Source organism: Lacrimispora sp. (assembly GCF_047605665.1).
In the GTDB taxonomy this organism is placed as follows: domain Bacteria; phylum Bacillota; class Clostridia; order Lachnospirales; family Lachnospiraceae; genus Lacrimispora.
This window is the reverse complement of the sequence record NZ_JASGFH010000003.1, coordinates 17,269-30,802: the sequence shown is the minus strand read 5'-3', so window position 1 is coordinate 30,802 and position 13,534 is coordinate 17,269. Positions and strand designations below refer to the sequence as shown.

Below are 13,534 nucleotides of genomic sequence, written 5' to 3'. Positions count from 1 at the left end.
TAACTAATTTACAATAATATTATAGGGTGAGATGATGAAAAAGGTATTAATCACGGGTAAAGATAGTTATATAGGTAATTCTCTTGAAAATTGGCTTATGAAGAAGCCTGATACATATAAAATAGATACTGTGGATATGAAGGGGGATTTTTGGAGAAAAAAAGATTTTTCGCAGTATGATGTGATATTTCATGTGGCAGGGATAGCTCATATTTCATCTGAACCGAAGATGGAAGATTTATATTATAGAGTCAATAGGGATTTAGTAATAGACACTGCTAAGAAGGCTAAGAGGGAAGGTGTAAAGCAGTTTATATTTATGAGTAGTATTATTGTATATGGAGATGGAAGTAATTGTAAGCGGGTCATTGATAGAAACACTGTACCCGTACCAAGTAATTTTTATGGGAATAGTAAATTGCAAGCGGAGGAAGGCATTAAGTCTTTAGAAGATGAAAGCTTTAAGATTGTGGTAATTAGACCACCAATGATTTATGGAAAAAATTCTAAGGGTAATTATCCTCGGCTTGCAAAACTGGCTAGGAAGATACCAATATTTCCTGATATAGATAATGAGCGAAGTATGCTTCATATAGATAATTTATGCGAATTCATTAAAATAATGATTGATAATGAAGAATCTGGAATATTCTTTCCACAGAATAAGGAGTATGTGAGAACAAGTGAGATGGTTAGAATAATTGCAGAAGTGCATGGAAAAAAGATAAAATTGTTTAAAGGAATGAATTGGGCTGTAAAGATGGCTTTCAGGATTCGTGTGGTAAATAAAATATTTGGCAATTTGGTTTATGATCAGTCTATGAGTAGCTATGATAAGGAGAATTATAGGATAAGGGATTTGACAGAATCAATTGAACTGACGGAGAAAGATAATGGGGAATAAAAAAAAAGTATTGTTTTTAGTAAATCATGATATTGTCATTTATAATTTTAGAAAAGAACTTGTAGAATATCTGATTGATGATGGCCATGAGGTGTATATTTCTTCACCTTTTGGAGGAAAAATAGATTTATTAATTGAAATGGGCTGTAAATATATTGAAACTAATATTAATCGTCATGGAACTAATCCTATACAAGATATTAAATTAATTATGCATTATAAAAATATAATAAAGGATATAAAGCCAGAGGTCGTGCTAACGTATACTATAAAACCCAATATTTACGGGGGAATAGTATGTAGGATGCTAAATGTTCCTTATATATCAAATATAACGGGGTTAGGAGGAGCGATTGAGAACGAAGGATTAACAAAGTGGATTTCATTGCAACTTTACAGAATTGGCTTAAAAAAAGCTAAATGTGTCTTTTTTCAGAATCAAGCGAATAGAAAGTTTATGATTGATAATTATGTTACAACTGCTAAAGAAAGACTTATACCTGGTTCAGGGGTCAATATAAATGAATTTTCTTACAAAGAATATCCAAAAGATACTCAAAGTTTTAAGTTTTTATTCGTTGGAAGAATAATGAGGGATAAAGGAATTGAAGAACTGGCTGAAGCTGCAAAAGTTATAAAAAAAGAATATGCTAATGTGCAGTTTGATGCTTTAGGCTTTTGCGAAACTGAATACGAAGAAAGAATTCAATTGTTACAAAAAGAGAATATTATTACATTTCATGGTGTAAAAGATAATATAAGGAGTTATTTAGAAAACTGTAGTGCAATAATTCATCCAACATACCATGAGGGAATGTCAAATGTTTTGCTAGAAGCAGCAGCAACGGGAAGACCCATATTGGCATCCAATATATCAGGATGTAAAGAAATATTTGATGAAGGTGTAAGTGGATTTTCTTTTGAGGTTAAAGATGTTGAAAGCTTAATTTCATCAATATCTAAATTTATGCGATTATCAGTGGAAGAAAGAGAAGTTATGGGAATTGAAGCAAGAAAAAAGGTAACAAAGGAATTTGATAGGCAAATCATTGTTAATGCTTACTTAGATGAAATAGATGCTATAATAAAGGGGAATATTAAATGAACTTATACGAAAAAATTAAAAATAAAGAAGAAAAAATTTCACTTGTAGGATTGGGTTATGTAGGGCTACCGATTGCTGTTGCATTTGCCAAGAAAGCAGATGTTATAGGCTTTGATATCGGTAAAGAAAAAATTGATTTGTATAAAAAAGGTTTTGATCCAACTAAAGAGGTTGGTGATACTATAATAAAGGAAACAACAGTTGAATTTACAACGGATGAATTGAAACTTAAGGGAGCTAAGTTTCATGTTGTAGCAGTGCCAACACCTGTGAATACAGATCATACACCAGACCTTAGGCCAGTTGAGTCTGCCAGTAAGATAGTAGGTAGAAATTTAGTTAAAGGCTCTATTGTTGTATTTGAATCTACAGTTTATCCGGGAGTTACAGAAGATGTTTGTGTACCTATTTTGGAAAGAGAATCAGGCTTAAAATGTGGTGTAGATTTTAAAGTTGGATATTCACCAGAACGGATAAATCCAGGAGATAAAGTACATAGGCTTGAAACGATTGTAAAAGTCGTTGCGGGGATGGACGAAGAATCTCTTGATATTATTGCAAAGGTATACGAATTAGTTGTAGATGCAGGGGTGCATAAAGCGGATTCAATTAAAGTGGCCGAAGCGGCGAAAGTAATTGAAAATTCACAGAGAGATATTAATATTGCTTTTATGAATGAACTTTCCATTATTTTTAACAAAATGGGAATTGATACTAAATCAGTATTAGAAGCAGCAGGAACAAAGTGGAATTTCTTGAATTTTTCCCCAGGATTAGTTGGAGGACACTGTATCGGTGTGGACCCTTATTATCTAACATATAAAGCGGAACAACTAGGATACCATTCTCAAGTTATCCTTTCAGGACGAAGAATTAATGACGACATGGGCAAGTATGTAGTTGAGAACTTAATTAAAAATCTAATAAAGGCAGATATTTCGGTTAAAGATGCAAAAGTAGCAATACTAGGATTTACATTTAAAGAAAATTGTCCGGATACTAGAAATACTAGAGTAATTGATATTGTTAATGAACTTAAAGAATATGGAATAATTCCAATGATTGCAGATCCGGAGGCAGATGCTGGGGAAGCTAAAGATGAATATGACATTGTTTTCGATTCACTGGATGACATTAGAGATATGGATGCCATAATTATGGCAGTAGGCCATACTCAATTTTTGAAATTCACACAAGAAGATTTTAATAGAATGTTTAAAGATAGTTCAAGCAATAACAAAGTATTGCTTGATATTAAAGGAATCTTAGATAGAAAAGAATATGAAGCAGCAGGATATAGATATTGGAGATTGTAATGAAAGGCAAAGGACATCATGGGATATAGAAATATAAGGTTCAAAGAAGACAGTGTGTTCCTGGTAACGGGAGGAGCAGGATTTATTGGCTCTAATCTGTGTGAGGTTTTATTGGATAAAGGATATAAAGTAAGATGTTTAGATGATTTTTCAAATGGAAAGCATGCTAATGTGGATTTATTTATTGATAACCCCAATTATACATTTATCAAAGGTGATATACGAGATTTAGGAACTTGTGTTAAAGCTTGTGAAAATGTTGATTATGTACTTCACCAAGCTGCATGGGGCAGTGTCCCAAGAAGTATTGAGATGCCTTTATTCTATGAAGAAGTGAATATAAAAGGTACCTTGAATATGATGGAGGCTGCCAGGCAGAATGGGGTCAAGAAATTTGTTTATGCCTCTAGTTCCTCTGTATATGGTGATCATCCCATTTTACCTAAGGTAGAGGGACAGGAAGGAAATTTATTATCTCCTTATGCATTAACTAAACGCATAGGTGAAGAATATGGAAAGTTGTACTATAAATTATATGACCTTGAAACTTATGGGCTTAGGTATTTTAATGTATTTGGTAAACGACAGGACCCTGATGGTGTTTATGCAGCAGTTATTCCTAAATTTATTAAGTTGCTATTGAATAATGAACAGCCGACAATAAACGGTGATGGGAAGCAGAGTAGGGACTTTACCTATATAGATAATGTAATTGAAGCTAATCTAAAAGCTTGCCTTGCCCCTCGTGAAGTAGCAGGACAAGTATATAATATTGCATATGGGAGTAGGGAATATCTAATTGATATCTATTATGAACTTAACAAAGCACTGGGAAAAGATATAGTACCTCAATTCGGGCCCGACAGAGAAGGAGATATTAAACATAGTAATGCGGATATAACAAAAGCGAGGAAAGAGTTGGAGTATAACCCGGAATATAGCTTTGCAACTGGAATTAAAGAAGCAATTGAGTGGTATAAGGAGAATATATAGCACAGTGAATATATTATATTTAGGATATTTCTGTAATGAATTGTTTTTTAATCAATTGGTAAATAACGGAAGCAAGGGCTCTCATGCAAGACAGCAGTTGGAAGCAAAGCTTTTGAATGGGATGATAAAAGTATTAAATGGTGATAAGATGGATATTATTTCTTACCTACCAGAAGTAAAGAGTATGCATTGCGATGTAGGTGAAGACGCGTATTATGACATAAATATAAAATATTTATGGTGTAATAAGAAAAAAATCAATTCTATTTTGAAAGCATTGCTAAAAAATATATATTTTATTGCAAAGTGGTCAAAAGGAAAAAAGGAGAAAGTGATTTTAACTTATTCTGCAAACCCTGTGCACATTATCCCTGCATTTTTGCTGAGGAGAATATGTAATATAAAAGTAGTTACATTATGCTCGGAAGTAAGTATATATCGTAGAAAAGATAATATTAATTTTATAGGGAAAATGAGCAGGAAAATTTCATCTTTTTTGGATAATAGTTTTGACGGATATATTTTACTAACAGAAGGCATGAATGAAATTATAAACAAAAAAGCCAAACCTTATCTGATTATGGAAGGGATAGCAGAAGAGCAGAAAGTTTTTGATAGAGTTATTAAAAAAATGGCAATACTTTACGCAGGAGGTTTAACACCAGATAATGGGATTGAAATATTATTAGAGGGTTTTTTGCAACTAGATCGCAAAGATATTGAGCTGTGGATATGCGGTGATGGCCCTTTAGAAAATATGGTGAAAGATTATTCAAAAATGTATAAAAATATAATCTTTTATGGAATTATTCCTAATGATGTTGTTCAAGAGATGGAGAAAGAGGTTGTTTTACTTATATCGCCAAGATTTTCTAAAAATGAATTTACAAAGTATTCTTTTCCATCTAAGACAATAGAGTATATGTCATCAGGGACGCCAACAGTTCTTACATGTCTGCAGGGAATCCCCGATGAATATTTTAAATATACGTATTTATTAGAAGATGAGACTTCTGCAGGTATAAAATGTTTACTTGAAAAGATATTTGAAGAAGATATAAATAAAAGAGAGGGAATGGGTGCGAAGGCAAGGGAGTTTGTTTTAAGAAATAAAAGTTCAGTGATACAAGGAAAAAGAGTTATTCACTTCATGAAAGATGTTGTCGAATTAAAGAACCATTGCAGTTAATGTTAATCAAATGACAAGGGGGAATATGGGAATCTGATTTTAGAAAGAAGATAGACGGGGTGAGACACTTATGTTTGAAAATGATATCTGAATTAGGGTTAATACTATTATTTGAGGTAGTACAACCTTGAACTTGGAAGTATTATTGGTATGAATTCGATTGTAACAAAATATATTCTGCCAGGGTATATCGGTAACCCCCGCAAGAACCTTAAAGAAATACCTGGTAAGCAGCAACCTGAGGAACCTGAGGAAGATAAAAGGAGCTGAAGCATAAAATGAATCACAAACCCATTATTATGTTACATTATGTAAAAGAAGGTCTGGTAAGAAGTCCCAATATTATATTTGATAGGATCGAAAGTTGTTTGAATATAGAGGATTATCATTTTATTCATTTAAATCAAAGGCATTTACCCAGTGAAATAGGGATATTTCAGGTTATAAAAGAACTTTATTTAGAAATAAGGGCAAATAAACCATCAATTATACATATATCAGGAATACAAGAAGGTTTTGCTTGTATGATTGCTGCTTTTCTTGCGGGATGTTCAAGACGAATCCTGATTACACATGGGTTTGCAAGCGAAGTACCGACTCAAAGTTGGTATAAAAGAGCATTGTTTAAATATTTTACAGAACCTATTACATTACTGTTAGCTAGAGAAGTTCAATGCAATAGTTGGTTTTCATATAATCATAAATTAGTTAGAACATTTGCCCGTAAACGACGGAGAGTGATATATAATATACCATTAGAGCGGGAAAGTAATTTGAATAAAAAAGGATTTCGTGATGAATATAATATAGATAGTGATATGATTATATTTGTTAGTGTTGGAAATGTTGAGATACGAAAAGGCTTTAAAGAATTATCAAATATAATTTTTGATGATACTAATAATAAAAGTTGCTTTGTAATTGTTGGTGATGGAGCATATCTGGAGGAAATGAAACAGAAGCTAAAGAACCAAATTGAAAGAAAAAAGGTGATTTTTCTTGGCAGGATTTCTAACGAGGGAGTGTACCATATTTTAAAAGAAAGTAATGTATTTGTATTGCCAACACACTTTGAAACTTATGGATTGGTATATATAGAAGCTGCATTCGCGAAACTTCCCTCTATTGGAACTAATATATGCGCTATACCTGAAGTGGTTAAAAATGGGGAAACGGGAATTTTAATTGAATCTAAAAATGAAAGGCAATTAAAAGAAGCAATTCAATATTTTGTACAGAACCCCCAAAAAGCAAAAAAAATGGGAGAATATGCCTATGAATGGGCGATAGAGACATTTGATAGAAATAAGATTGTAAAGCAAATTGATAATATGTATCAAGAATTATTGAGGTGCTAGATGAAAATAAAGTATATTGGATATTATCATACGAATCAAACTACGGATGCATATATTAGTCCAGCAGCAGTGGAAAAGATGACATATATTGCAGATAGTCTTGAAAAAAATGGATATGAAGTTGAAATAATATCCTTATCTGGAATTGGGAAAAAAGCTTTTAATTTTAGAATAAGCGAAGAAAATAAAAGGAAGATTATTTACCTATCATCATTACCACGTACAAATGGTCTCTTTAGATTTATAAATAATTGGTGGCTGCAGTTTGGATTATTCTGTTATTTGATGAGGTATGCTAAAAAGAATGATATATTATTAATTTATCACTCAGTAGCTTATGCCCATATATGGAGAATAATACAGAAATTAAAAAAATGCATAATATGTTTAGAGGTAGAAGAGATATATCAAGATGCACAGGAGCTGGGAAATAGACATAAAAAGAGGGAATATCAGGCATTTGAATGGGCGGATTCCTATATTTTTTCAACAAACTTGTTAGAAGAGAAATTAAACGCACATCATAAAAAGCAATATATAATTGTGCATGGTAATTATAAAGTGCAAGAGGAAAAAGCGAATATTTTTGTAGATGATTATATACATGTGGTTTATGCGGGAACCTTTAATCAAAAAAAGGGCGGAGCAATCATGGCTTTGGAGGCAGGGAAGTATTTAGGAAGAAATTATCATTTGCATATAATTGGTTTTGGTACGAAAAAGGAAATTGACGATTTAATACAAAAAGTTCATGAGAATAGCAGAACAGCTCAGTGTAAGATAACATATGATGGATGTAAAATGGGAGAGGAATATATCCAGTTTATCCAATCATGTCATGTTGGTTTAAGTACACAAAAAAGTGATAATGAATTAAATGATACCTCTTTTCCGTCTAAAATATTATCGTATTTGTCTAATGATCTTAATGTTGTAACTGGGACAATAAAAGTTGTACAAGAATCAGCGATAGGTGACATTATATTTTATTATACAACAGACGAGCCAAATGAAATTGCAGGAGCAATTGAAATAGCAGCACAGAGAGTAGAGCGATCTGGAAAAAAGAGAATTTATGAGTTGGATAGGAGCTTTGTAACTGAATTAGGAAAAATGTTTGAAAAGTTGAGGTGAGCTGATAGAGTATGTTTCGATATTTCATAAAAAATTCAGAAGATAATTTTGTTACATTATGTTTTGCGATATTGTGTGTACTAACCTCCCTTCCTCAACTTAGAGTATACGTTCCGATAGTTCTGATTTACATGGGAATAATTTGCGTATTGACAGTGTTGATGCTAAGAAGAAGAAAAAAAGTCATGGAATGGATGTATTTTATTATGGCTGCAGTATTTTCTTTATATACGGTGATTGTACCGATGTTTTTTGGATATAGTGATTTAAGAAACCGGTATATATCGCTAATTCCCATGGTTTGGATGCACATATTATATGATTATTTGAAGAAACATAAGGCTATAAGAGGCCCTTGGCTTCTTATGATTTTCTTTTCTGTCATTACAATGATTAATACTTGTCAAGCATTAATTGCTTCGCCATATATATCCCGTATGATAAAGAGTGGAGGAGAGTTTTCAGATAGTATATTAAAGCAGGGCATAGGAGATTATTCTTTTATATATATGTTAGTCTTGATGACTATAATTTTTTTTTGGGAGGGCATGGAATCTTCAGGAAAATGGAGAATTTGTTACTTGTCATTAGCTGTTTTGGGAGAGGCGACAATTGTATTATCTAATTATATGATGGCACTTATATTAAGTGTTTTAGGAATTGGTGTTTTATTATGTTTTAAAATTATAAGAAATAATACTCTGATGCTTTTACTTGTGATATTATTGTTTATGGTTCTTTTACTATTTTGGAGGCCGTTGTTTAGCCTAATATTAGAAAAGGTTTTAATATTTATCCCAGATGGTAAAACTTTTGACCGATTGCAGCAAATGCATCTATCTTTATATGGAAAAGGAATTAGTATTTTTGATGAATTTGTTTTGGGCAGAATTCCGGTATTATCAATCAGCACAAATTCGATAATAAAATACCCGTTTTTTGGCCTGATATATGGACGTCTATCGAAGTCTCTTGGCTATTATGTTGAATTTGGGCAACATTCGTTTATTCTTGATACGATGGCGTTATATGGCGTGGGCATCGGTATAATGTTAGTATTTCTGCTCAGCTATCCGTTCTTTATAGAAGGAAGAATGAAAGGGAAAAAGAGGGAAATCTCAATTGTTTTTTTTGCAGCTATGATATTCATTTTGGGATTTAATAATGCTACATATTCGTTAGCAATTGTGTTATATGTTATTTATCCATACATATGTGATAAAGTGGTAAAGGAGGCGCAACTATGCTGAGTAGAGGATTGGTACTGTTTGATCGAGTATTATATAAGTTCAAGAGAGCCTATTATAGAAAGGTATTTTTGGTGAAAACAGGAAATGAGAATGTCAAAAATTGCAATGTTTATAGTAGAGTAAATATATTAAATAATAATATAACTATTGGAGATAATGTTACCTTTTTTCATAATGTTACTTTTTTTGGTGATGGAAAAATTATGATAGGCGATAATGTAGCAATAGGGCAGGACGTTATAATATATGCATCGGCAGATAAAGGTGGGGTCTCCATTGGTAATAATACTATGATTGCAGCTCATAGCTATATCATTGATTGCGATCATGGCTTAGAGAAAGGAATTCCTATATATAAGCAGAAGAATACAGTTGGTACTGTGAAAATTGGAAATGATGTATGGATAGGGGATAATTGTACAATTCTCAAGCATTCTGTAATAGAGGATGGAGCTATAGTGGGTGCAAAGTCATTGGTAAAGGGAAAAGTCGCACAAGACACGATTGTAGTTGGAATTCCAGCAAAAGAAATCAAGCAAAGGAAAAGAAATGAATAGAAAAGTAGGTGTTCTATTTTCTTATCTATTGATGTTGATACAGATGTTATCCAGTTTATTATTTACTCCATTACTAATAAATTCTTTGGGAAAATCAGAATATGGTATATATAGTTGGGTAAATTCGATTACAGCATATTTATATCTGCTGGATATGGGGATTGGAAATTCGATTGTAAAGTATGCAGCACAATATAGGATACAGAAAGATGAAAAGAGACAGAAGAATTTTTTGGGTTTTATTACTCTTTATTACTTGTTTATTGGGATTGTATTAGTTGTTATAGGTATCATATTAGAAAGTAATTTTACGTTTATTTTAGGCAGGGGATTTGAAGACAAGGAAATTCAGATGGCTAAAAAATTATTTTGGATTACTGTTTTAAATGCTGCAGCAACGTTGTTCTTTGGGGCATATCAAAAGATTTTACTAGCATATGAATATTTTTCTTTAAGTAAAAGTGTAGACATTCTGAAGGTTGTATCTATGATGACATTAGGCGTAATCGCATTAGAATATGGTGGAAATTCTTATAATGTTGTAGTAATTAATTTAGGAGTAACAATTGGTGTAGGGGTAATTTCAGTATTATTTGTATTTAGTAAGTTGAAAATAGTTCCCTCTATTAAAAGCTTGGATAGACATTTTACCAAGGAGGTTATCATTTTTTCGAGTATTGTGTTTTTACAAGTATTAGCGACACAATTAAACTCAATGATAGGCCAGGTGTTACTGGGGATTCTTGCGCCCTCTGCAACCGTGATTTTAGCAGTGTATGGAACGGGAATTTTGATTCCACAATATGTACAAAATATTGCAGCAAATGTAAATAGTGTTCTCATGCCTGGTGTTGTACGAATGGTAGAGGAAAAGAAGGGTGTACAGTTTATTGAGAGTGAAATGATACGTATTAGTAGAATTATATTTATTATACTGGCTTTTATAGGCATAGCTTTCGGCATATTTGGTAAACTATTTATTCGTTTATGGGTGGGAAATGAATATGAACAGTCCTATTGGATAGCAATAATTTTGCTATTTCCTCAGATAATAATATTATCTCAGTCAATAGGATCGCAGATATTATGGGCTATGAATCAGCATAAACAACAGGCCTATCTGAAATTATCAGTTGCAATTGCAAATATTGGAGTTTCCATTATATTAATTAAATGGAATCCGTTGTTTGGAGCTGTAATTGCTACAGCAATTACGCTGATTATAGGCGATGTTCTGGTCATGAACTATGTTTATAGAAAGTTTATTAAGATAAGTATTAAAAGGTATTTTGCCGGGATATTAAAAGGAACAGGGATATGCTTGCTCACAACGGGTATAGTTGGTTGGATGATTCAATATATACTGCCGGAAAATTGGTTGGGATTTGTAGCTGGAAATGGAATAATAACGTGTATTTATATGGCCACAATGTTAAAAGTGGGAATGAGTGAATATGAGAGGCTATTATTTTATAATATGTTGAAAATAATATATAGAAAAATCAGATGGAGATAAAATTAATGTTTAAAGAAAAAACGTTATTAATTACCGGAGGAACCGGTTCTTTTGGAAATGCGGTTTTAAACCGATTTTTAAATACCGATATTAAAGAGATCCGTATTTTTTCCAGAGACGAAAAGAAACAGGATGATATGCGTCATGAATATCAATTAAGGTATCCTCAGCAATTTGAGAAAATCAGATTCTATATTGGTGATGTTAGAGATTTGCAAAGTGTAAAAAATGCTATGCACGGAGTAGATTATATATTCCATGCAGCGGCTTTAAAACAGGTTCCTTCCTGTGAGTTTTTCCCTTTAGAAGCAGTGAAAACTAATGTTATTGGAACTGATAATGTGTTAACGGCTGCCATTGAAGCAAATGTAAAAAAGGTTATTTGCTTATCAACTGACAAAGCCGCTTATCCTGTAAATGCTATGGGTACTTCTAAGGCTATGATGGAAAAAGTAATAGTGGCAAAATCGAGAACAGTGTCTCCGGATAAGATAAGTATTTGTTGTACAAGATACGGAAATGTGATGTGCTCTAGAGGGTCTGTAATACCGCTTTTTATTGAGCAAATAAAAGCAGGCTATCCTATGACTATAACAGAACCATCTATGACACGCTTTATTATGAGTTTAGAGGAAGCCGTAGAATTGGTGATTTTTGCTTTTCAAAATGCGGTTTCTGGAGATATTATGGTACAAAAGGCTCCGGCTTGTACAATTGAAGTATTGGCCCAGGCAGTCGCAGAATTGTTCACTCCTGAACATGGGATTAAGGTAATTGGAATTCGTCATGGAGAGAAGATGTATGAAACCCTTCTTACAAATGAGGAATGTGCAAATGCTATAGATTTGGGTGATTTTTATCAGGTTCCATGTGATAAACGGGACTTAAATTATGATAATTATTTTAAAAATGGCGATAAAGAAAGGATTAAATTATCTGAATTTAATTCTAATAACACAGAACTTTTGAATGTAAATCAGGTAAAGAAAAAGTTGCTAGAGCTACCTTATGTTCGCACAGAGCTGGCAGCGTGGGAGAATAGATAAGATGAAGATATTGGTTACGGGTGCAAAAGGATTTATTGGAAAGAATTTAATTGCAACTTTAAATAATATTAGAAGAGGGGAAGACAAGTCCTTTACAGTATCTAATAATATTACTATTTATGAGTATGATATTGATTCAAATCCGGCGTTATTGGACCTGTATTCTTCTGATTGTGATTTTGTGTTTCATTTAGCAGGTGTGAATCGCCCTAAAGAGCAAAGTGAATTTATGGAAGGAAATTTTGATTTTACCACTGTACTACTTAATACTTTGAAAAAACATAATAATCTTTGCCCTATTATGATATCCTCTTCCATTCAAGCAGAGCTAGATAATCCTTATGGACAAAGTAAAAAAGCAGGTGAAAACCTGTTGTTTTCCTATCAGAAAGAAACTGGTGTAGATGTATATGTGTACCGTTTTCCTAATGTGTTTGGAAAATGGTGCAGACCTAATTACAATTCTGTAATAGCTACATTTTGTAATAATATTGCACATGATTTACCTATAAAGGTGAATGACCCCAGTGTTATTATGACTCTGGTGTACATTGATGATTTAGTGTCAGAACTAATTGAGGTATTAAATAGACAGCCACATATGAATGAAGAAGGATATTGCTATGTGCCAATGGCTTATACGGTAACATTAGGTGAAATTATAAATTTACTGTATTCCTTTAAATTAAGCCGTCAAGAGCTAAATGTGCCGGATATGACAGAAGGTGGGTTGATAAAAAAGCTTTATTCAACTTATCTTAGCTATCTTCCGACTGATCAATTTAGTTATCCTTTGAAAATGAATATTGATGAACGGGGGAGTTTTACTGAAATTCTTCGCACTAGTGACTGTGGGCAATTTTCTGTTAATATTTCTAAACCTGGTATTGTAAAAGGGAATCATTGGCATCATACTAAGAATGAGAAGTTTGTTGTCGTTAGCGGAAAGGGATTAATACAGTTTCGAAAGATAGATAATAATGAAGTAATTAATTATCATGTGAGCGGAGATAAAATAGAAGTGGTCGATATTCCAACAGGGTATACACATAACATTATTAATGAAGGCGATACAGATTTAGTAACCTTCATGTGGTGTAATGAGTGTTTCAATCCAGAAAAGCCAGATACCTATTTTTTACCAGTAGAAGAAAGATAAGGACATA

General features: G+C 32.6%; 12 protein-coding genes. All 12 read left to right on the top strand.

Annotation, left to right across the window (positions count from 1 at the left end):
* Positions 1-31 precede the first annotated feature (31 nt).
* The 12 genes from QM657_RS02770 (at position 32) to QM657_RS02715 (ending at position 13,527) form a co-directional block, all read left to right on the top strand.
* Positions 32-904 carry an NAD-dependent epimerase/dehydratase family protein gene (locus tag QM657_RS02770; protein WP_415065001.1) on the top strand — a complete coding sequence of 291 codons (873 nt, stop codon included), beginning with the start codon at positions 32-34 and terminating at the stop codon, positions 902-904.
* On the top strand, positions 894-2,009 hold the full coding sequence (locus QM657_RS02765; RefSeq protein ID WP_415065000.1) for a glycosyltransferase family 4 protein: 1,116 nt from the start codon (positions 894-896) through the stop codon (positions 2,007-2,009). Before QM657_RS02770 ends, QM657_RS02765 begins: the two co-directional genes overlap by 11 nt.
* The gene (locus QM657_RS02760; protein WP_415064999.1) at positions 2,006-3,325 is read left to right on the top strand and encodes a nucleotide sugar dehydrogenase; all 1,320 of its coding nucleotides are present in this window, start codon (positions 2,006-2,008) and stop codon (positions 3,323-3,325) included. The genes QM657_RS02765 and QM657_RS02760 overlap by 4 nt, the downstream gene beginning before the upstream one ends.
* Positions 3,326-3,343: 18 nt before the next feature.
* Positions 3,344-4,318: an SDR family oxidoreductase gene (locus QM657_RS02755; RefSeq protein WP_415064998.1), complete on the top strand. Its 975-nt coding sequence runs from the start codon at positions 3,344-3,346 to the stop codon at positions 4,316-4,318.
* A 4-nt stretch (positions 4,319-4,322) separates the two neighbouring features.
* On the top strand, positions 4,323-5,507 hold the full coding sequence (locus QM657_RS02750) for a glycosyltransferase (protein WP_415064997.1): 1,185 nt from the start codon (positions 4,323-4,325) through the stop codon (positions 5,505-5,507).
* A 278-nt stretch (positions 5,508-5,785) separates the two neighbouring features.
* Positions 5,786-6,865, top strand: coding sequence for a glycosyltransferase family 4 protein (locus QM657_RS02745; RefSeq protein WP_415064996.1), 1,080 nt, complete (start codon positions 5,786-5,788; stop codon positions 6,863-6,865).
* On the top strand, positions 6,866-7,999 hold the full coding sequence (locus QM657_RS02740; RefSeq protein ID WP_415064995.1) for a hypothetical protein: 1,134 nt from the start codon (positions 6,866-6,868) through the stop codon (positions 7,997-7,999). It begins immediately after the preceding gene.
* A gap of 206 nt (positions 8,000-8,205) precedes the next feature.
* Positions 8,206-9,249 (top strand): hypothetical protein, encoded by a 1,044-nt coding sequence (locus QM657_RS02735; protein WP_415064994.1) that lies wholly within the window; start codon positions 8,206-8,208, stop codon positions 9,247-9,249.
* Entirely contained in the window at positions 9,243-9,806 is a 564-nt protein-coding gene (locus QM657_RS02730) for an acyltransferase (RefSeq protein WP_415064993.1), read from the top strand. The genes QM657_RS02735 and QM657_RS02730 overlap by 7 nt, the downstream gene beginning before the upstream one ends.
* Positions 9,799-11,322: an oligosaccharide flippase family protein gene (locus QM657_RS02725; protein ID WP_415064992.1), complete on the top strand. Its 1,524-nt coding sequence runs from the start codon at positions 9,799-9,801 to the stop codon at positions 11,320-11,322. Before QM657_RS02730 ends, QM657_RS02725 begins: the two co-directional genes overlap by 8 nt.
* 5 nt (positions 11,323-11,327) lie before the next feature.
* Positions 11,328-12,368: a polysaccharide biosynthesis protein gene (locus tag QM657_RS02720; protein ID WP_415064991.1), complete on the top strand. Its 1,041-nt coding sequence runs from the start codon at positions 11,328-11,330 to the stop codon at positions 12,366-12,368.
* 1 nt (position 12,369) lies between these two features.
* Entirely contained in the window at positions 12,370-13,527 is a 1,158-nt protein-coding gene (locus QM657_RS02715) for a capsular polysaccharide biosynthesis protein CapF (RefSeq protein ID WP_415064990.1), read from the top strand.
* The last annotated feature ends 7 nt before the right edge of the window (positions 13,528-13,534 follow it).